Annotated in this window: 15 protein-coding genes; 7 read left to right on the top strand and 8 right to left on the bottom strand. The window is 72.7% G+C overall.

The window, feature by feature from the left end:
* Positions 1 to 77: 77 nt before the first annotated feature.
* From ACZ5TL_RS01965 to ACZ5TL_RS01945, 5 genes are all read right to left on the bottom strand, one after another.
* Positions 78 to 1,487: an extracellular solute-binding protein gene (locus ACZ5TL_RS01965; protein WP_468586639.1), complete on the bottom strand. Its 1,410-nt coding sequence runs from the start codon at positions 1,485 to 1,487 to the stop codon at positions 78 to 80.
* On the bottom strand, positions 1,487 to 4,009 hold the full coding sequence (locus ACZ5TL_RS01960) for a caspase family protein (protein ID WP_468586637.1): 2,523 nt from the start codon (positions 4,007 to 4,009) through the stop codon (positions 1,487 to 1,489). Before ACZ5TL_RS01960 ends, ACZ5TL_RS01965 begins: the two co-directional genes overlap by 1 nt.
* A 4-nt stretch (positions 4,010 to 4,013) precedes the next feature.
* Positions 4,014 to 4,349, bottom strand: a complete 336-nt coding sequence (locus ACZ5TL_RS01955; RefSeq protein ID WP_468586635.1) for a hypothetical protein — start codon at positions 4,347 to 4,349, stop codon at positions 4,014 to 4,016.
* A 125-nt stretch (positions 4,350 to 4,474) separates the two neighbouring features.
* Complete coding sequence (locus ACZ5TL_RS01950) at positions 4,475 to 5,536, bottom strand: serine/threonine-protein kinase (protein WP_468586633.1); 1,062 nt, start codon at positions 5,534 to 5,536, stop codon at positions 4,475 to 4,477.
* A 65-nt stretch (positions 5,537 to 5,601) separates the two neighbouring features.
* On the bottom strand, positions 5,602 to 6,957 hold the full coding sequence (locus ACZ5TL_RS01945) for a PP2C family protein-serine/threonine phosphatase (protein WP_468586631.1): 1,356 nt from the start codon (positions 6,955 to 6,957) through the stop codon (positions 5,602 to 5,604).
* Positions 6,958 to 7,091: 134 nt separating this feature from the next.
* On the opposite strand from ACZ5TL_RS01945, the gene ACZ5TL_RS01940 reads away from it, so the two are divergent.
* Positions 7,092 to 7,532, top strand: coding sequence for a hypothetical protein (locus ACZ5TL_RS01940; RefSeq protein WP_468586629.1), 441 nt, complete (start codon positions 7,092 to 7,094; stop codon positions 7,530 to 7,532).
* Between the two features lie 284 nt (positions 7,533 to 7,816).
* Entirely contained in the window at positions 7,817 to 8,785 is a 969-nt protein-coding gene (locus ACZ5TL_RS01935) for a hypothetical protein (RefSeq protein ID WP_468586628.1), read from the top strand.
* Here ACZ5TL_RS01935 and ACZ5TL_RS01930 read toward each other — a convergent pair.
* Entirely contained in the window at positions 8,682 to 10,031 is a 1,350-nt protein-coding gene (locus tag ACZ5TL_RS01930) for an aminotransferase-like domain-containing protein (protein WP_468586627.1), read from the bottom strand. The genes ACZ5TL_RS01935 and ACZ5TL_RS01930 overlap by 104 nt on opposite strands.
* 208 nt (positions 10,032 to 10,239) lie before the next feature.
* Between ACZ5TL_RS01930 and ACZ5TL_RS01925 the strand changes: the two genes are divergently transcribed.
* A complete protein-coding gene (locus tag ACZ5TL_RS01925; RefSeq protein ID WP_468586625.1) occupies positions 10,240 to 11,067 on the top strand; it encodes an alpha/beta fold hydrolase in 828 nt (275 codons plus the stop codon).
* A 63-nt stretch (positions 11,068 to 11,130) separates the two neighbouring features.
* Complete coding sequence (locus tag ACZ5TL_RS01920; protein ID WP_468586623.1) at positions 11,131 to 12,129, top strand: endonuclease/exonuclease/phosphatase family protein; 999 nt, start codon at positions 11,131 to 11,133, stop codon at positions 12,127 to 12,129.
* 68 nt (positions 12,130 to 12,197) lie between these two features.
* On the opposite strand, the gene ACZ5TL_RS01915 is transcribed toward ACZ5TL_RS01920, so the two are convergent.
* Positions 12,198 to 14,300, bottom strand: coding sequence for a PhoX family protein (locus ACZ5TL_RS01915; protein ID WP_468586621.1), 2,103 nt, complete (start codon positions 14,298 to 14,300; stop codon positions 12,198 to 12,200).
* 799 nt (positions 14,301 to 15,099) lie between these two features.
* Between ACZ5TL_RS01915 and ACZ5TL_RS01910 the strand changes: the two genes are divergently transcribed.
* The 3 genes from ACZ5TL_RS01910 to ACZ5TL_RS01900 all read left to right on the top strand — a co-directional run bounded on the left by ACZ5TL_RS01910 (position 15,100) and on the right by ACZ5TL_RS01900 (position 19,213).
* Positions 15,100 to 16,716 carry a VWA domain-containing protein gene (locus tag ACZ5TL_RS01910; protein ID WP_468586619.1) on the top strand — a complete coding sequence of 539 codons (1,617 nt, stop codon included), beginning with the start codon at positions 15,100 to 15,102 and terminating at the stop codon, positions 16,714 to 16,716.
* Positions 16,717 to 16,866: 150 nt separating this feature from the next.
* The gene (metG, locus tag ACZ5TL_RS01905) at positions 16,867 to 18,582 is read left to right on the top strand and encodes a methionine--tRNA ligase (protein ID WP_468586617.1); all 1,716 of its coding nucleotides are present in this window, start codon (positions 16,867 to 16,869) and stop codon (positions 18,580 to 18,582) included.
* A 265-nt stretch (positions 18,583 to 18,847) separates the two neighbouring features.
* Entirely contained in the window at positions 18,848 to 19,213 is a 366-nt protein-coding gene (locus tag ACZ5TL_RS01900; RefSeq protein ID WP_359632895.1) for a PH domain-containing protein, read from the top strand.
* Between the two features lie 59 nt (positions 19,214 to 19,272).
* Here the strand turns inward: ACZ5TL_RS01900 and ACZ5TL_RS01895 are convergent, their stop codons facing one another.
* Positions 19,273 to 19,692, bottom strand: a complete 420-nt coding sequence (locus ACZ5TL_RS01895) for a hypothetical protein (protein ID WP_468586615.1) — start codon at positions 19,690 to 19,692, stop codon at positions 19,273 to 19,275.
* Between the last annotated feature and the right edge of the window lie 232 nt (positions 19,693 to 19,924).

Here is a 19,924-nt window from a genome sequence, read left to right as displayed (position 1 = left end):
CTACCCATCGGGGACTTATGCAAGCGATGACGAGAGGGTGAAGATCGCGCGGGGAGATTCACCCGGGTGGTGACTTCTCAGTCGGGCAGAATCTTCCTCAGTGCCTCGTCAAGGCTTTTCGCCACGTCCACGTCACCGGGCCTGCTCCCGCCCGGTCCCGGGGGCGGGCCGTACAGGGCGTCGAGTTGGGTGGTGAGGGTCTGGGTCACCGCCCCGTACAGGGGTGTGCGGGGGCGGTGCACGGCCTCGCGCAGGGCCGGAAGCAGGATGGCGCGGGAATAGCTGGTGCCGTCGGCCAGCCGGTCCGGGGCCATGCGGGCGGTGCTCTCGCCGGCGGGGGACGCCGAGGGGCCTTCGGCGTAGGCGGGTGCGTTCTCGCACGGCGGGGCGGTGCCGGCCCCCTCATAGGCTGAGAAGCGCGTCGCGGCGAAACCGGCGCGCAGCAGGCAGCGTTCGCTGTCCGGCTCGGTCAGGAACGCGATCAGTTCGGCCGCCTTCGCCGCCCGCTGGCCGGACGTCGACGAGGTGACTGCCAGGTTCTGGCCGCCGAGCACCGCCTTGCCGGGCAGCCGGGCCACGCCGAGGTTTCCCTTGAACGTCTCGTGCAGGGTCGGATAGACGTACGGCCAGTGCCGCAGGAAGGTGGTGCGGCCCTCGGCGAAGGCGCTGAGCGATTCCGCCTCGCGGGACTCGGCGGACCCCTCCAGGAGGTACGGCGACGCCGTGCGCTCACGCAGTTCGGTCACCCCCGCCGTCAACTGCTCCTCGGTCGCGGCGTACTCGCCGTCGTCGTCGGTCAGCCGGAAGCCCGGTACGGCCGAGGCGAAGGCCTCGATCGCGTTGACGGTACGGCCCTCGTACGCGGCGAGCTGGGTCGTCCAGAGCGCCTCGTAGTCGTCGATCCCGGCGTCGTCGAGGGCGCCGAGCAGCTGCCGGAGTTCGTCCCAGGTGACGTCGTCGCCGAGGTCGGTCCGCGAGGCACTCGCCTTCACCAGGTGGTCCTTGCGGTAGTACAGCAGGCCCGCGTCGCTGTTGAAGGGGACCGCGTACCGCTCGCCGTCCCAGTACGACGTGCTGTCCACGGACGGGATGAGGTCCTCGGGGTCCTTGACGGCCGAGTCGCCCAGCGGGCGGATCAGGCCGGCGTCGGCGAACTCCGGGATCCAGGTCACGTCCAGGTTCACCACGTCGTACTCGGCGCTGCCGGACTGGAGGGCGCCGAGCAGCTGGCTGCGCTGCTGGTCGGCCGAGCCGGGCAGCTCCACCAGGCGGGCCCGGTAGCCGTGTTCGCCCTCCTTATCGTTCCAGGCGTCGATGAGCTGCCGGCGGATGCCGTTCTTGCCGGTGACGTCCTGGCCGCTGGCCACCACGATCCGGGGAGAGGGGTCGGCGCCCACCGGCCGCTCCGGCACATCACCGCCGGTGCAGGCCGCGATCGTCAGCAGCGACAGCAGGGACGCCGCGGCGGACGTCAGGCGTCGGGCCATCATTCCTCCCCCGTTCCGGTGCGGGCGACCTCGTCGCGCAGGGCGGGCACGAGGTCGTCCCCGGCGTCCAGGCAGCGGCCCCGGCTCGCCTCCGCGATGAGCGTGCCGGGGCGGTCCCGGTCGCAGCCGCCGCTGTTCAGGGTCACCATCGCCACGGGCACGCCCGCGGTCCGGGCCCGGTCGACCACCTCGTCGCGGGCGCCGCCGGTGAGGCGGTTGTCGTCCTCGCCGTCGGTGAGGTACACGATCAGCTGCGGCCGCTCGTTTCCGGCGCCGCGCTCCCGCATGAACGCCAGGGCATCCAGCAGGGCGGCGGACGGATCGGCCTCCGCGTCCCGCACCCGGGCGGCGTCCAGGGCGCGCTCGGCGTCCCGGCGGGCGTGCGTGCCGAAGTCCAGCAGCTCGGTGTGTGTGCGGCCGTCGAGGCCGTGCACCGCCCACACCCCGTACTCGTCCTCCCCGCCGAGCCCGGTCAGGGTCTGCTTGAGGATGCCGGGGCCGCCGCTGGGTCCGTCCCACAGGCCGGCCATCGAGCCGGAGCTGTCGAGGAGGAACAGCACCCGACCGGGGCCGTGCGCGTTGCCGTAGTCCTCCAGCGCGCTGTCGATCTCCAGCGGTGCGGCGGGGTCCGCCGGCCGGACCTCGTCGATCAGCCCCTCGGGGGCGGACTTCGGATCGAGCAGGCGGCGCTCGCCCTGCGCGGACCTGAAGCCCTGCGCGCCGAGCACCTTGCGGCCTTCGTCGCCGCTCAGCCAGGTGCGGAAGCGGTTCGCCTCCTCGTCCCGGGCGTCGGCGTCCCGCTCGCCGTCCTCCCAGCGCACCCGCACGAACGTCGGTTCCAGACCGGGCACGTCGTCGGGGTAGGCGGCGGTGCGCGGGGCGCGCGTGGCCGGGTGGCAGCCGACGCCGCTCCTCAGCAGGAACTCCGGGACCAGGGCCGCGCTGTGGTTGTCGACGGAGTCGTCCTCGGGCAGCGCGCACAGCAGTCTGACGGCGGAGGGCTCGGGCGGGCCGGACTGCGTGATCAGCCGCTCCGCGCCGCGCGCGTCGGCTCCGCCTCCGTACAGGCCCACCGTCGCCAGCAGCGCCGGGGTGGCGAACTCCGGATCGGGGCGGCGCACTTCGGCGGGGCCCGGCGCCTGTCCGAGACGGGTGACCAGGCGCGACAGCGACTGCCCGGTGCGCTCGACGGCGTCGTGCAGACCCTCCGGGAGGGCCAGCACGACCGGCGAGTACACGAACGGCTCGGCGTCCGGCTCCAGCCGGGCGAAGACGCGGTCCTCCTGGGCCGCGGTGACCCGTTGGACGTCCGCGCGGGTGCCGGGGATCCACACATCGGGCTGCGGGCCGATGTCCCGCTGCGGGTTGTCGTCGTCACGCGGCTGCTGCCAGGCGTCGGTCCGCTTTCCCAGCGCGGTCACCACACCGGCCGCACCCGCGCTGTAGACGGTGACGCCGCTGTGCCGGCAGCCGTCGTCCGTGGTGTTGGCGCCCGAGTCGAGGTAGGCGTCCGCGGCGGTCCGCATCGCCGGCTCCAGATCGGGGTCGGTGAGGACACGCAGCTCCAGTGACGGGCCGCAGGGGGAGGAGTCGCCGATCAGTACCAGGACTACGTAGCCGCCCGCGCCGGTGACGAGAAGCGCCAGCACGACGGCCAGGCCGGTACGGCCGAGCTGGTCGAGGGCCTTCCGGGCGACGTCGAGCGGCCGCCGGAGCCAGGCGGGCCGGCGGGAGGGGCGGCCCTGGTCGGCCACCACGGGCGCCTCCAGCGGGCCCGCCGCCAGCAGCACGTCGTCCGAGTCCCAGGGGGGAGCCAGCGCCTGCGGCCGCTGCGGGTCGTCGTCCTCCGCCTTGTACCTCGCCTCGGCCATCCGCTGCTTCACCGCGGTGTACAGCTCGGAGAGCCTCATCTCCCCGCCCCCGCCGAGGACGTGCGCCACCTCGCGGGTGAACGGCGTCGCCACGTCGGCGTCCCCGCCCAGGACGCAGCGGTTGGGCTGCACGCTCATCAGCAGCAGGATCTTGTGCTTCTTCCGCTTCGGATCGTCCAAGCGGTGCCAGACACCCGCGGCGTTGCCGGCGTAGCAGCAGTCGAGGATCACCACCACCTGCTCGGCGTGGCTCTCGGCGAGCTCGCCCAGCACCTGGCTGAAAGTGACCGAGCCGGGCAGTCCGTCGCCGGTGAGCACTCGCGCGGTGCGCATCTGGAGGTGCAGCTCGTTGCCGGAGGTGGAGGTGACGGCATGACCGGCGAAGTAGAGCAGCAGCAGCCCCGTGGCCTCGTGGCAGGCGCGGCGCAGCGCCCCGGTGAAGTCGTCCGGGGCCGGTGAGGCAAGGGTCCGCACCTGGCCCGCGTCGAAGACGTTGCCCCGGTGCAGCGCGTCCTCGAGCAGCTTCCGGTTGTGCCGCACGGCGGGGAGCTGGCCGTTGACGCCCTGTGGGTCCGGCGCGGTGTGGTCGTACTCGGACACACCGACCAGCAGCGCCCGGTTCACCTTGCCGCGCGGGTCGAAGAGGCTCACCGGCCTACTCCCCGTCGGGGTCCAGTGGGCGGATCTCAGGTCCGGGATCGCCGCCCTGCAGCCTGCGGCGGTTGTTCGTCCAGGTCTTCACCGCGCGTGCGGTGTACTCGGTCAGTGCCACCACCGTGACGACGTCACCGAGCAGTTTCAGGACCAGTTCGAGGTCGGGCCCCAGCCGTCCCCTGGTCCCGTCCGTGCTGGTCCGCACCTCGATGCTCAGGTGCTCACCGGCCAGCAGTTCCTCCAGCGGCTCTTCCCGCTCCAGCCACGTCTTGAGAGCTCTGACATCGTCCACGGTCGCGCCGGCGCCCAGCCGCACGCGCACGCCTAAGACAGCCACTTGGTCCCCCTCTGTCATAACGGACATCATGACACCGGGTCAGGCCTCAGCGGCAGACCCGTGACGCGACCTCCGCAAGCGATTGCACGCCCCCTTCACGCCGTGCCCCCACGGCGCACGCGCACTCAGGACTGGGTCTGCAACTGCCGCAACTGCCGCTGCACATGATCGAGCGCCCCCTCGCGCCGCCCGGGCACCCGCCCCCGCAACGCGGCGAGCGCGGCGCCCAGTTCGCGGGCGCGGGCGGTGTCGCGGACCTGGCCCCACTGGTGGTGCGCCCGGTCCACGGCGGCCTCGACGGCCGGGGCGTCCGGCGCCTGCCCGGCGTTCAGGCGGGCGGTGGCGATCGCCAGCCAGGTGCGGCAGCTGCGGGCCGCGTCCCCGGCGAACATCGCCAGGTCGGCCCGGACCTCCGCCCAGTGCAGGGCCTCCTCGGAGGCGGGCCCGTGCGCGGCGACGGCGGCCTGCTCGTGCCGGGCGGCGAGTCCGTCGGCGTCGGAGTGGCGGCCGGACTGGACGGCGGCGGTGATGGCGGCGTGCGGATCACCGGCCGACGGGCCCGGCGTGCTGAGGACGAGGTCCGTGCCCGCGCTCTCCGGCGTGATCCGGGCCAGCGCCTGCTGGTGCAACTGGTCGGCCGGCGGCCGGAATCCGCTGCGCAGGATCGTCGCGACGGCCTTCATGTACGCGGGTGCCGCGATGGCGCGCCGGGAGGGCGGGGGCGCGATGCGACCGTGAACGGCGTTGCCGCGCCCCGAGTCCAGCGGGGTGCCGCGCAGCAGTTCCCAGGTCTCGGCGTCGGCGTGCAGGTCGAGCAGGAGGGTCGTCGCACCGGCCGGCCGCAACCGCAGTTCCTCCCGGAACCAGTGCCAGGGGAACGCCGTGTAGCGGGCGGTGGAAGGGGTGGTGCGGGCCAGCGCGAGGTGGGGCAGGCGCTGCCGGCGGTCGAGCTGGAGCTGGCCGGTGACGTACACGGTGAGCGGGCCGGGGGCCGCGGCGGCGGCGCGGAGCCGGGTGAGGACGGCCTGCGGCTCCAGCGGGTCGGCGAGTTCGACGACGTTCGCGGTGTCCGTGCCGGCCAGGACGGCGGGCGGCACGGCGGCCAGGACGGGGAGCACGGAGGCGGCGTCCACCAGGCGCCCCTTGCCCACCGGTGAAGCCGCCAGCAGCAGCACGGTTCCGGGCATCGTCCCTCCCCCTGTGTCGATCACGTACGGCAGCACCGTAACCGCTGCGGCTGCAAAGGGGGGCCTCAGGACCGCAAACGTCCGCCTTCGGGGGCTTCGCGCGCCTTGCTTTCGGGGTTCTTGTTCTTGTCGTTCTTATGGTTCTTGTGGCTCATGTGGTTCTCGTCGTTCTCGTCGTTCTCGTCGCTCTCGTCGTTCTCGTCGTTCTCGTCGTTCTCGTCGTTCTCGTCGTTCTCGTCCTCCGTGCCGGAGGCGATCCGGCGGCGGACGGCGAAGACCGTGGTGTCGTCGGCCAGGTGCCCGCCCCCGTGCCGCAGCGTGCCGTCCCGTACGAACGCGGCGAGCCGGTCCGGTTCGGCGGTGCCCGGGTCCTCGGCGACGGCCCGGGCCACCTCGTCGGCGAGCAGGTAGAACGCCCCGGTGCCGTCCCGGGCCTCGGTCACGCCGTCCGTCACCAGCAGCAGCGTCTCGTCGGCGGCGACCCGCAGCCGCCGTGCCCCGGGCGGGGCGGGCGCGAGGTCCCGGAAGCCGAGCGGCAGCCCGGCCGGGGCCGCCAGGGTGCGGACCCCGCCCGGCCCGACGGCGAGCGGCGGCTCGTGCCCGAACAGCAGCACGTCCACCGCCTCCCGGTCGTCGTCGGGGAAGCCGAGCAGCACGGCCGTGGCGAACCGGTCGGCGTCCGAGCGCGCCAGGGCGACCGTGTGCCCGCGGTGCCGGATCATCCGCGTCTCCAGCCGCCCGGCGACCGTCGCGAGGCCGGCCTCGTGGTACGCGGCCTCCCGGAACGTGCCGAGCAGCGCGGCCGCCGCCTCCACCGAGCCCAGGCCCTTGCCCTGCACGTCGCCGACCAGGACGCGGGTGCCGTGCGGGCCGGGCTGGATGTCGTAGAAGTCGCCGCCGACGCGGGCGTGGGCGTCGGCGGTGAGGTAGACACCGGCGTGGTCGAGGCCGCCCCAGCCCGGCGGGAGCGGGCGCAGCACGGTGCGGCGGATGGTGTCGGTGACATCACCCATGTGCAGCGCGCGGTGCTCGTTGCGGACCCGGACCACACAGGCCAGGACGGCGAGGACGCCGCCGATGGCGACGAGGACGAAGTCCGCGAGTCCGGCCTGGTACTCGTGCGGCCAGGCGCCGTCCGCGACCACGTAGGTGACGAGCGAGAGGGCCGCGAACAGGGCCGTGCACCACACCCCGCAGAGGGAGGCGGCGATGCCGGGTACCAGCACGACCCAGGAGATCATGCGGAACTCGCCGGGGGTGAGGTAGTCGGCCACCGCGATGACGACGAGCAGCAGCAGTGGCGGCACCCAGGCCACGCTGCGGCCCCGTACCCGCAGCAGCTCCTGCCGCCGCAGGAGGTCCCGGCGGCCGGCCCGGGCGTGCCGGTCGGGCGGGCCGTGCCCTCCGTGGTGGCGGCTCACGGCCCCAGCGAAACACGGGGCCGTGCCCGCCGCACCCGGTCCCGGGCGGCGTGGGGGCCGCTCCGCCGACTTGCCGGCCGCTGCCCGCCGGTGTGCCCTGGAAACCAGGGGCAGGGACAGAGAGGAGAGCTCTCATGGCTCATGCGGCACCCGCCTCACGCAGGATGCTGACGCAGCGCCGTAGGCCCGACGTCTTCAGCGCCCGTACCCACGCGGCCGCGCAGGTGGCAGTGCCCGTCGTGCTCGGGCTGGTCTACGGCTTCTGGGCCGCGGCCAACCAGCGCCACGGCGGGCCCATCACGGGCTGGAACGTGCTGTTCGGCTTCGTCACCGCGCTCGTCTTCGCCGTGCTGTTCGCCGCCGTCTGGCGCCTGGGCCCGCGGCTGCGGCGGGAACCGCACGCGCTGCTCTGGTTCGCCTTCACCGGCTGCGCGATCGGCTTCCTCGTCAACCAGAGCGGCGACTCCGTCCTGCGGTCCAGCGGGTTCGGGCTGGCGGCCGGGTTGGGCGTCCTGCTGACGATGTTCTACCGCTACTACACCCACGAGGACGCCACCGGCCGGAGCATCGGCTGACTGGCTGGACTGGCTGATCCGGCTGATCCGGCTGAACTGGATGGACTGGTTGGAGTGGTTGGAGTGGTCCGCTGGTCGGAGTGGTGCGCATGATCGGCTCCCCTCTCCCCTCTCCCCTCTCCCCGCACCAGGAAGCACCCGTTCGGGTGAGCCCTCCGCCCGAGCGCGGAAAACGCCCCGCTCCGGCCCGCTTCCGCGGGTGGGGCGCCCGTACGGCTCGGCAGGCGCGGCCGAATGCCGCACCTCCGGTCGCGGGTCCGGCCCGGGGCGCCTTGCCTGGAAGGGTGCCCGAGCGCGACCCGGCGCCCGTACCCGAGCAGGCGCCCCCACGACCGCGGAACGCCCTGTCGGCCGTTCTGCTCCTCCTCGCGTGCCTGCTCCTGCCGTTCGGCGCGCTGGCGTCCTGGGCGGCCCACGGCCTGACCGACACCGGCCGCTACGTCCGTACGATGGCGCCGCTCGCCGGCGACCCGGACGTGCGGCACGCGGTCGCGGAAGCCCTCGGCGACGGTGTCATGCGGGAGGCCGGGCACCGCGTCGACACCGGTTCCGTACGCGGCGCGGTCGGCCCCTTCGTACACGACGCGACCCGGTCCTTCACCCGTACCGAGGCGTTCCGCACGGCCTGGGACGCGGCGAACCGGGCCGTCCACGACGCCGTCCTGCGGGCCCTGCGTGACGAGGGAGCGCACGGGGCACCGGTCACCGTCGACCCCGCCCCCGTCATCGCCCGGGTCAAACAGCGGCTCACCGACGACCACGTGCCGTTCGCCCACCGCATCCCGGTCACCCATGCCCGGATCCCGGTGCTCCCGGCCGAGGACGCGGACCGACTGCGCAAGGGGTACCACGTGCTGGACACCGCCGCCCTCTGGCTGCCGCTCGCCGCGGGCGTCTTCGCCGTCGCCGGGATCGCCGTCGCCGCGTGCCGCCGCCGCGCGGTCACCGCCCTCGGCCTCGGCACCGCCCTGGGCGGCGCCCTGCTGGTCCTCGCCGTCGCGATCGGACGCCGCCTCACCCTCGCCGACCTGCCCGACACCCTCCACCGCCCGGCGGCGGGCGCGGTCTACGACGCCCTGACGGCCACCCTGCGCACCGTGTCCTGGCTGCTGTGCGCCCTCGGCCTCGCGGTGGCGCTCACCGCCTGGCTCACGGGCCGGTACGGTCCCCGCCTCGCCGCGCGGCGACATGCGCGAGCGTCCGCAGCGCCCGGCGCAGATCCGGCTCCGGAGCCGACGCGAGCCCGAGCCTGACGGCGTCGGGCGTGTGCCCGGGGGCGACGGCGAAGGCGGGACCGGGCGTGACGGCGATGCCGTGCGCGGCGGCAGCCGCCGTGAAGGTGTCCGCCCGCCACGGGGCGGGCAGCTCCCACCAGGCGAAGTAGGCGCCCGGGTCGGACCGTACGGGGAAGCCCGCGAGTTCCTCGGCGAGGATCCGCTGCCGCCGCGCCGCGTCCGCCCGCTTGTCCGCCACCAGCCGCGCCACCGTCCCCTCCCCGGCCCACCGCACGGCCGCCTCCAGCGCGAACCGCCCCGCGCTCCACCCGCCCGACCGCACGGCGTCGGCCACGGCACGGACCCGGTGCGGCGGCACGACGAGGAACCCGACGGTGAGCCCGGGGGCGACCCGCTTGGAGAGGCCGTCGACGACGTGGGTGAGAGCGGGGGCGTGGACGGCGAAGGGATCACCGGGCTCCCGGAGGAAGGACCAGATACGGTCCTCCACCACAGGGAGGTTCAGGTCGTGGACGAGCCGGGCGAGTTGCAGCAGCCGCGGCCGGCTCGTCGTCATCGACGTCGGATTGTGCAGCGTCGGCTGCACGTACAGGGCGGACAGCGGCGCCGAACGGTGCGCGGCCGCGACGGCCTCCGGAAGCAGCCCGGCCGCGTCACCGGCCAGCGGCACCAGCGTGACGCCCAGCCGTGCCGCGATCTCCTTGACCAGCGGATACGTCAGCTGCTCCACCCCGACCCGGCCGCCCGGCCGGACCAGGGAGGCCAGGACGGCGGCGATCGCCTGCCGGGCGTTGCCGGTGAACAGCAGCCGCTCCGGGCCTGGGCGCCAGTCCGGCGTGGCGAGCAGCGCGGCGGCGGCCTCCCGGGCGGCCTCGGTGCCGGTGGCGGCCGCCGGTAACAGCGCCTCGGCCAGCACGTCGGGGCGCAGCAGCGGCGCGAGCACGGGCGCGAGCAGCTCCGGCTGGCCGGGCGCGGAAGGGTAGTTGAGCTCCAGGTTGACGGGCGCGGCGGCCGGACCGGCCTCGACGAGCGCCTGCCCCGCGGGCCCGGCCGGAGCGGCCCGCACGAACGTGCCGCGCCCGACCTCGCCGACAACCAGCCCGCGCCGCACGAGTTCCGCGTACACCCGCCCGGCCGTCGACGGCGCGATCCCCCTGCGCCGGGCGAACGCGCGCTGCGGGGGCAGCCGCTGCCCCGGCTTGAGCCGCCCACCGGCGATGTCGTCGGCGATCCTGTCGGCGATGCGCCGGTAGTCACCCGTCATTCGGTCCCACGATCATCCGGTCCCACCGTCACTCGGCCCCACTCTCATTCGGTCCCACCGTCATTCGTCTCCCCCGTCATGGGGTCCCCCGGCCCCCGGTCATGCGGTCCCCGCGTCATGCGGTCCCACCCTCAGTCGGCCCCCCTGCATTGCACCGAGAGCAAAGAGCTTATTGCACTGAGTAGTTGAGCGGCCTAGGGTCGACCTCATGGCTCCCTTCCTCGCATACGAGGACAAAGGCCCTGTTTCCCCTCGGCAGCCCCTTGTCCCCCTTGTCCCCCTGGTCCTCGTCCACGGCCACCCCTTCGACTGCACGATGTGGGCCCCGCAGCTGCGGACGTTCTCGGCGGCCCGCCGTGTCATCGTCCCCGACCTGCGCGGCTACGGCGCCTCCCCGACGGCCCCGGCCGTCACGGACTTCTCCGGATTCGCCCGGGACATCGAGGCCCTGCTGGACGAGCTGAAGGTGGAGTCGTTCGTCCTGGCGGGGCTGTCGATGGGCGGCCAGATCGTCATGGACTGCTACCGCCTGTTCCCCGAGCGCGTACGGGGCCTGGTCCTCGCGGACACGTTCCCGTCCGCCGAAACCCCGGAGGGCGTCCGTACCCGCGACGCCATGGCGGACCGGCTCCTCACGGAGGGCATGCGCGGCTACGCCGACGAGGTCCTGGAGCGGATGGTCGCCCCGTACGCGACCGCCGAGGTCAAGGCGCACGTCCACGGCATGATGACGCGCACCTCCCCGCAGGGCGCCGCCGCGGCCCTGCGCGCCCGCGCCCGGCGCCCCGACTACAACGCCCTGCTGCCACGCGTCCGTGTCCCGGCCCTGGTCGTCGTCGGAGCCGACGACACCTTCACGCCGGTCTCCGACGCCCGGTCCCTGCACGCGGCCCTCCCCGACTCCACCCTGCACATCGTCGAGGGCGCGGCCCACATGCCGAACCTGGAACGCCCGGAGGTGTTCGACCAGGCGCTGGGAACACTCCTGGACCGGGTCGATCAGCGGCAACCTTCCGCCGCCCCACCCCGTCTTTGAGGGAGGATTCGGGCATCCCGCCCAGCGATCCGGGCATCCCCCCTGCGAACGGAAGGCCGGGCCTTGGACACCGCCGCTGCCGAGTGGACCGCCACCGACGGGCCGAGCCGCCGTCCGCCCGGGCGGCGGCTCGGCGCCTGGTGCGCCGCCCTGCTGTTCGCCGGGGTCAGCGTGGTGGTCGGTTTCCGGGCCGCCGACAGCGACGGCATCACCCCCGTCCCGCAGCTCCTCGCCTTCCTCCCCTGGCTGCTCGTGCCCACCGCCGTCGCCCTGCTGCTGACGCTGCTGTCGCGCTGGTGGCCCGGCACGGCCTGGGGAGTCGTCCTGCTCGGCCTGCTGGCCTGGTTCACCGACCCGTACGGCAAGGTCGGCGACCCCGCGGGCCGCCCGGTCGCCGAACTGCGCGTGCTCACCTCGAACGTCGAGTTCGGCCAGGGCACCGCCTCCCTCGTCGACGCCGTCCGCCGCGAGAAACCGGACGTGGTCTTCGTCGAGGAATGCGACCACGAGTGCGACGCACTGCTGAAGCGTGACCTCGCGCGCGACTACCCGCACCGCCGGGCCGTCGAGGGCGGCGGCTCCGAGGGCTCCGTCATCCTCAGCCGCTTCCCGCTCCGGCCCACCGGCGGCGTCCCCGGCACGATGGGCATGCCCGGGGCGATCGCCGACGTCGACGGGCACGCCGTACGGCTCCAACTCGCCCACCCCATGCCCCCGCTGCCCGGCCAGGTGGACCTCTGGCGCCGGGAGCTGGGCGCCCTGCGCGACGCGGCCGCCACCGACCCCGGCACCCCCCTCGTCCTGGCCGGCGACTTCAACGCCTCCCAGGACCACGCCGCCTTCCGCCGCATCCTCGACACCGGCCTGCGCGACGCCTCCCGCCTGGACGGCGCCGAGCGCACAGTGACCTGGCCGGCCCAGACGGCTCCGACGTTCGGCGCGCAGATCGACCACGTCCTGGTGTCCGAGGAGTTCGCGGCCAACCGCACCCGCATCCTGGACCTGGCCGGCACGGACCACCGGGCGGTGGTGACGGACCTGACGCTGCACTCACATCGGTGAGGAGAGGAGAAGAGAAGAGAGGAAGGGGGGCGCCGGACAGGCGCCCCCCCCCATGACCCACTCTCCGCTCAGACGCCGATGTCGCAGCCGTCGGCACGCCACACGGCTACGACCGCCGGCCGGACGTACTTGCCGGGACCGTCGGGCCAGGTGCTGGCGGGCTGCTCCACGGACGCGCCGTCGATCTCCCCCGGGTGCTGCACGGCGACCAGCACGCGCCGGTCCTGGATGATCGGACCGCAGGTCTCGGCCCCGTTCGGCACGGTCAGGAACTGCTTCAGCTCACCGCGCCGCTCACCCCGGGTCGCCACACCGAACAGCCCGTCGTGCGAGCCGAGCCGGGCACCGTCGGTGGAGATCCACAGGTTGCCGTAGGGGTCGAACGCGACGTTGTCCGGGCAGGAGATCGGGCTGACGCCGTCCTTCGGGAAGCCGGCGAAGTACGTCGCCGGGTCGTCCGGGTCACCGGCGACGAGGAACAGCGACCAGGCGAACCTGGTGCTCTCGGGCCGGTTCCACCGCTCGGTGAGCTCCAGGACGTGCCCGTGCTTGTTGGCGTGACGCGGGTTGGCCTCGTCCGCCTTGGCGTTGGAGCCGACCCCGCGGTTGGAGTTGTTCGTCAGGGCGACGTACACCTTGCCGGTCACCGGGTTGGGCTCGATGTCCTCGGGCCGGTCCATCTTGGTCGCGCCGACCTTGTCACCGGCGAGCCGGGTGAAGACGAACACCTCCTCGGCGCTCATCCCCTCCACGTGCGAGACGGCGCCGTCGGCGCCGGCGGTGGCCAGCGGGATCCACTCGCCGCTGCCGTCGAACTCACCGTCGCTCGGCAGCTTGCCCGTGCCGTCGATCTCGAGGGCGGGGGAGTCACCGGTGAGCTTGGCGACGTACAGCGTGCCCTCGTCGAGCAGGGAGAGGTTGTGCTCACGCACGGACCGTGAGGTGCCGCGCTTCATCCTCTTGCTGCTGACGAACTTGTAGAAGTAGTCGAAGCGCTCGTCGTCACCGGAGTACACGACGGGCCGCCCGTCGTGCGTCAGCCGCACGGTGGCGGCCTCGTGCTTGAACCGCCCGAGGGCGGTGTGCTTGCGCGGCGTGGAGCCCGGGTCGTAGGGGTCGAACTCCACGACATACCCGAAACGGTGCACCTCGTTCGGCTCCTGCGCGAGGTCGAACCGCTTGTCGAACCGCTCCCACTTGCGCTCGGTCGCCCCGGTCCCGACGCCGTACCGCTTGTCCGTCGCCCGGCTGCCGTGGGCGAAGTACTGGTTGAAGTTCTCCTCGCCGTGCAGGGTCGTGCCCCAGGGGGTGACACCGCCCGAGCAGTTGTTGAGGGTGCCGAGCACCTTGGTGCCGCCCGGGTCGGCGGAGGTCTTCACGAGGTCGGACCCGGCGACGGGCCCGGTGAGGCGGAACTCGGTGGTGGCGGTGACGCGCCGGTTCAGCTGGTGCCTGGCGACAGCGGTGAGCTTGCCGGTCCTCCTGTCCTCCTCCACCACCACGGCGGACAGCCCATGGGCGGCCCAGGCGATCTCGACCTGCTCGCGGGTGGGGGCGGCGTCGTCGTACCCGCGGAACATCAGCATCTCGTCGGTGTACTCGTGGTTGGCGACGAGCAGCTGCCGGCCGCGCTCACCCGGCAGCGGAAGGAGCGCGAGGAAGTCGCAGTTGTACCCGAACTGCCCGGCCTGGGCCTTGGCGGTCTGCTTCTCCGGGTCGAAGGCGGGCGCACCGCGCAGGATGGGCTCGCCCCAGCGGATGACGACGTTCTGCCGGTAGCCGTCCGGCACCGTCACGGCGTCGGCGGTGTTCGGTGCGACGGGGGCGAAGCGGAGCCCGCGGGCACCCTTGTGTTTACGCCGGGCGGCCTCGGAGGCGGCGGAGGCCGTGCCGGTGGCGGCGCCGGTGCCGGGTACGGCGGCGGCCTGGGGGGCCTGCCCGACCCCCACGGCACCCGCGCCCGCGGCGGCCACGGTCACGACGGCCGCGGCCCGCATCATGGAACGGCGGCTGAGCGCACCGGCGATCACATCGCCGACGTACTCGTTGGAACTGGTGTTGGGCACCTCGTGGAAGCAGGCGTCCCCACACCGGAAACGGCAGGTCATGGCGGACCGGCCGCCGGGATGCGATCCGGACGGCGTTCCGATCAACGGCAGCAGCTTGCGCACTTTGTTCTCCCCTTGGATGCCCTTGGTGTCAGCGCGACCGTAGGGGCACATACGTGCGGCAGCCGGGCGCCCCGGTGAACAACGAGTGAACCCGTGGCAGCCGTACGGGTGTTGTGCTTCTTCAACCCGGCGACACCTGCGCAGGCCGGATCTCCCCCTTGACAGGGTGGGCCCCCCATACCCGACCCTGCCCAAGATCGCCCAGGAGGGCCGCTAACCTTACGTGTCCGTCCTGGCCAGGGATTGACGGGCTTCAACTCACGCGAAGGGTTGCGCGCACATGGGCATTCTCACTCGGTTGCGGAACGCGTTCGGACGGTCCCGCAAGTCACGAACCGCCGAGGCGGAGGGTGCGGAGCGGACGACGACCAGCGGGGAAGCCCCTGCTCAGCAGAGCCCGACGGCTCCCTCCCCGGAACCGAAGCTCCCCTCCCCCTCCCCGGAACCGAACCCCGCCCCGACGGCGGACGTCCCCGAACCACGCCCATCATCTTCATCACCTTCGTCCTCTTCATCCTCTTCGTCGTCCCACGATGTACACGACCTGGTGGCGGCGGCGTTCAACAAGGTGGCGGTCCCGAGCCCGACGCGGTCGTCGGGGTCGTCGGAGTCGGCGGAGTCGGCGGCGGATGGGGAGCCGCCGGTTGTCGAAGAGCCGGCAGCCGAGGAGAAGTCGGCGGCCGTTGAGGAGCCGGGGGGTGCCGAGAAGGCTGATGCCTCGGAGAAGCCGGTGGGCGCGGAGGAACCTGCGGTTGCGGCGGAGCCCGCGGTTGCGGAGCCTGAGGCCGTAAAGGAGCAGGTGGCTGTCGAAGGGTCGACGGCCGTCGAGGAACCGGCGCAGACCCCGGAGCCCACGGAGACGACCGCCGAGGAGAAGCCGACGGAGGTGGAGGCGGAGACGGCCCCGGCCGAGAAGCCCGCCACCGAGGAGCCGACGGTGACGGAGGAGGCTACGGCGGACAAGGCAGCCGAGGCGGAAACGCCGAGTGCCGCCGAGGCCGCCCCGACGGCGCCGGAGAAGCCCGAGGCACTGACTGAGCCCGAGGCCAAGCCGGAGGCGAAGGCTCCGGCCGAGCCCGACGCCCCGGCGGCTACGCCGGAGCCGAAGCGCGAGCCGACGGCGGAAGCCGAGCCGAAGCCCGAAACCCCCACGGAACCGAAGCCCGAGCCGAAGGCGGAAGCCGCGCCCGAGGCCACACCCGACGCGAAGGCCCAGCCGACGGCGGAAGCCGAGCCCAAGGCCACACCCGACGCGAAGCCCGAGCCGGCTGCCAAGCCCGAGGCGACGACTCCCGCCGCGAAGCCGGCAGCAGAGCCGGAGCCCGAGGCGAAGCCGGAGCCCGCCCCCGCCACCGAGGCCACGTCGAAGCCCAAGCCCACCCCGGCGGCGACCGAGGCCAAGCCGGCCTCCGACGACGCCGAGCCGGAACCCAAGCCCAAGGCGGCGCAGAAGGCCAGGACCAAGGCCAAGGCCAAGCCCGCGACCAAGGCCAAGCCGACGCCCAAGGCGACGCCCGAGGCCACACCCGACGCCGAGCCGAAGGCCGAGCCGAAGCCGACGGCCAAGGCCGACGCCGCCCCAACCCCCGCCTCCGCCTCCGCCCCCGCAGCCACAGCCGCAGCCGCAGCCGCAGCCGCAGCCGCCGACGGCGCCCAGGCCCCACAGGGGCCACCCGCACCCGGCAACGAAAGCAGCACGGGTGGTGCGGGTGGGAACAACGACACCGCCGAGGGCGAAGCCGAGGCCACCCCCAACCCCGCCCTCCCCCTCGCCCGAGTCAAGTCACGCGCCCCCGGCCTCACCACCGCCTACAAGGCCGCCGCCACCGCCCTGGAGACCAACGACCTCACCGGCACCCGAGCCAAGGTCTACCTCGTCCTCGACCGCTCCGCCTCCATGCGCCCGTACTACAAGGACGGCTCCGCCCAGGCCCTCGCCGAGCAGACCCTCGCCCTGGCCGCCCACCTCGACCCGGAAGCCACGGTCCCCGTCGTCTTCTTCTCCACCGAACTCGACGGCACCGGCGAGATCACCCTCACCGACCACGAGAACAAGGTCGACGACCTCCACGCCGGCCTCGGCCGCATGGGCCGCACCAGCTACCACGCAGCGGTGGAAGCGGTCCTCGCCCAGCACGACAAGGCGGAGCACGGCACCCCCGCCCTGGTGATCTTCCAGACGGACGGCGCCCCCGACGCCAAGACCCCGGCCACCCAGTCCCTGACCGACGCGGCCAAGACCCACCCCGCCGTCTTCTTCTCCTTCGTCGCCTTCGGCGACCCGGAGAACAAGGCCTTCGACTACCTCCGCAAGCTCAAGACGCCCAACACGTCCCACTTCCTCGCCGGCGAAACCCCCCGCGAGCTCACGGACAAGGAGCTCTACGAGGGCGTACTGGCGACCTGGCGCCCGTAAGCCTCCCGGCTCCTCCCCGACGCCGCCCGCTTCTCACCCCGTAAAAGGGGAGGCGGGCGGCGTACACATGTCAGCTACGATTTCAAGGTTCCGTAGACGACCGAGACCACGAGATCGTCACCCCGCGTAGCGACCTGGGAGCAGCCCCCGATGGCTCGACACCTCATCACCAGCGCCCTTCCGTACATCAACGGGATCAAGCACCTGGGCAACATGGTGGGGTCCATGCTCCCGGCGGACGTGTACTCCCGCTACCTGCGCCAGCGGGGCCACGAGGTCCTCTACATCTGCGCGACGGACGAGCACGGCACCCCGGCGGAGCTCGCCGCCAAGGAGCAGGGCGTGCCCGTGGACGACTTCTGCACCGAAGCGCACCACCAGCAGAAGGCCATCTACGACGGCTTCAGCCTGGCCTTCGACTACTTCGGGCGCAGTTCCTCCCCGCAGAACCACGAGATCACGCAGGAGATCGCGCGCGAGCTCAAAGCCAACGGCTTCATCGAGGAGCGCTCGATCCGCCAGGTGTACTCGAACGCCGACGGCCGCTTCCTGCCCGACCGCTACATCATCGGCACCTGCCCGCACTGCGGCTACGACAAGGCCCGCGGAGACCAGTGCGAGAACTGCACGCGCGTCCTGGACCCCACCGACCTGATCGACGCCCGTTCCGCGATCAGCGGCAGCAGCGACCTGGAGATCCGCGAGACCAAGCACCTCTTCCTGCTCCAGTCGGCCCTGGCCGGCGAGGTCGAGGCGTGGGTCGACGAGCGCGCCGACAACTGGCCGGTGCTGGCCTCCTCCATCGCCCGCAAGTGGCTCACGGAGGGCCTGCACGACCGCGCGATCACCCGTGACCTGGACTGGGGCGTCCCGGTCCCCGCCGACACCTGGCCGGACCTCGCCGCGGAGGGCAAGGTCTTCTACGTGTGGTTCGACGCCCCGATCGAGTACATCGGCGCGACGAAGGAGTGGGCGGACCAGGACCCGGAGAACCGCGACTGGCGCTCCTGGTGGTGGGAGTCGGACGCGAACGTCCACTACACGCAGTTCATGGGCAAGGACAACGTCCCCTTCCACAGCGTGATGTTCCCGGCGACCCTGCTGGGCACCCGCGCCCCGTGGAAGAAGGTCGACGTCATCAAGGCCTTCAACTGGCTGAACTACTACGGCGGCAAGTTCTCCACCTCGCAGCGCCGGGGCGTCTTCACGCATGATGCCCTCGACATCCTGCCCGCCGACTACTGGCGCTACTTCATGATGGCGAACGCCCCGGAGTCGGACGACTCGTCGTTCACCTGGGAGCACTTCACCGCCACGGTGAACAAGGACCTGGCCGACACCCTCGGCAACTTCGTCAACCGCGTCCTGTCCTTCTCCCGCAAGCGCTTCGGCGACGAGGTCCCGGCCGGTGCCGAGCCCGGCGAGGCGGAGGCGAAGCTGGGCGAGGAGATCGCCCGGCTGCTCGCCGAGTACGAGTCCCAGATGGAGGCCATCCAGTTCCGCAAGGCGGCGGCCGCGCTGCGCGCCCTGTGGTCGGCCGGCAACTCCTACCTGGAGGAGAAGGCCCCCTGGCTGGAGATCAAGACCAACCCGGAGGGCGCCGCTCTCACCCTCCGTACGGCGATGAACCTGATCCACCTCTACGCCGTGGTCTCCGAGCCGTTCATTCCGACGTCGGCGAAGAAGATGCGCGAGGCGTTCTCCCTGGAGAACGACACGGCGGGCTGGGTCACCCCGGACGAGGCGCGCTCCCTCACCGCCGTCCCCGCCGGCACCCCCTTCACCATCCCGCCGGTCCTGTTCGCCAAGCTCACGGACGAGGACCTGGAGTCGTACAAGGAGCGCTTCGGCGGCGAGTCCGCGTAACCCGCGCCGCACACCCGCCCCTGGGAGAACCAACGATGCCGTTGGCGAATTCGACGGACGGCGGACGGCGTACGGGCGATAAGTGGTGCGAGAGTCTCAGCGACACGCCGTGCACGCGGCGTGTCGCTGAGACGGTGCGGACACTCGGCTCCCGCCACGCGGCATTCGCCAACAGCATCGAACCAACTCCCGGGGGCGGTCCCGTTTTCGGGCCCCTGTTCCTAAGATGACCGAGGGACACAGCCAACCAAGTGGGGGGACACCCATGGCACTGTTCGGCAACGCACACACCGTGAGCCCGCAGTCGGCCCAGCAGGACTACGCCCGCCTCCTCGGCCACGGCGAACAGGTCCACGCCGCGTTCCTCCTGATCCGCGACACCATCCTCTTCACCGACCGCCGCCTGATCCTGATCGACAAGCAGGGCATCACCGGCAAGAAGGTCGAGTACCACTCGGTGCCCTACCGCAGCATCACCCACTTCGCGGTGGAAACGGCCGGCACCTTCGACCTGGACGCCGAACTGAAGATCTGGATCTCCGGCACCCCGACCCCCATCGAGAAGACCTTCACCAAGGGCGTCGACATCTACGAGGTCCAGGCCATCCTGACCCAGTTCGTGGCCAGGTAGCGCCGTACGGCCTCGGGGCCGAGGGCCGCGGCTTCCTCGGACTCGGCCCCTAAGGGGTCCTAAGTGGCCAGCAACGCCGCAAGACGGGCAGCGGTCTGCTCACCCGCCCGCTGCCTGATCAAGCCCTCCTTGGCAGCTGCACGCAGTCCGACCTCCGAGTTGGACGCCTCGCCCCTCGTCACCCGCGCAGTGACCACGACAGGATTCATGCCGCCAAAGCCACCGCCGGCAACGACACGCATCGTCCGTTGGTCCGCACCCGGTTCAGACAGGGGGTCGACCGTTCGCCCTGCTCGTCCGAGCACTGTGGCAACGCGCTCGACGGCGTCCTCGAACGGCAAGGCGACGACCAGGTCGATCTCGTGAACGTTCTTCCTCATCAGCTTGGCCACGAACCGGGTCAAGCCGCCGGCACCTCCGGAAACAGCAGCCAGAGCGGCAAGCTCACCGGCCAGGATCTCGTCCTCACGCTCGTCCACGCGCCCCCCACTTTTCCGCTTCGTCGCCCGCGCTTCCCATGTTCAGCTGCGTGCCCGCCCTCCGCCGCCCGATCGGGGCGCGCTCGCGGTCGCCGAAGCCGACGACGACGCGCCCGGCTGGGAGCTGGGCAAGAGCCCTGGGTGCGAAAGTGGGGGGGGGGGGGGGGGGGGGGGGGGGGAACCCCCCCCCACCACCCCCCCCGCTTCTGGGGTGTTGACAACGAGGCACAGG

It is taken from the genome of Streptomyces sp. NPDC033136 (assembly GCF_055578235.1).
The sequence above is the reverse complement of the archived record's forward strand: the minus strand, read 5'-3'. Positions and strand labels throughout refer to the sequence as shown.

Excerpts from the sequence above, each read along its gene's own strand:
- ACZ5TL_RS01965 (WP_468586639.1), bottom strand. The coding sequence starts at position 1,487 with ATGGCCCGACGCCTGACGTCCGCCGCGGCGTCCCTGCTGTCGCTGCTG.
- ACZ5TL_RS01950 (WP_468586633.1), bottom strand. The coding sequence starts at position 5,536 with ATGCCCGGAACCGTGCTGCTGCTGGCGGCTTCACCGGTGGGCAAGGGG.
- ACZ5TL_RS01940 (WP_468586629.1), top strand. The coding sequence starts at position 7,092 with ATGGCTCATGCGGCACCCGCCTCACGCAGGATGCTGACGCAGCGCCGT.
- ACZ5TL_RS01930 (WP_468586627.1), bottom strand. The coding sequence starts at position 10,031 with ATGACGGGTGACTACCGGCGCATCGCCGACAGGATCGCCGACGACATC.
- ACZ5TL_RS01925 (WP_468586625.1), top strand. The coding sequence starts at position 10,240 with ATGGCTCCCTTCCTCGCATACGAGGACAAAGGCCCTGTTTCCCCTCGG.
- metG (WP_468586617.1), top strand. The coding sequence starts at position 16,867 with ATGGCTCGACACCTCATCACCAGCGCCCTTCCGTACATCAACGGGATC.
- ACZ5TL_RS01900 (WP_359632895.1), top strand. The coding sequence starts at position 18,848 with ATGGCACTGTTCGGCAACGCACACACCGTGAGCCCGCAGTCGGCCCAG.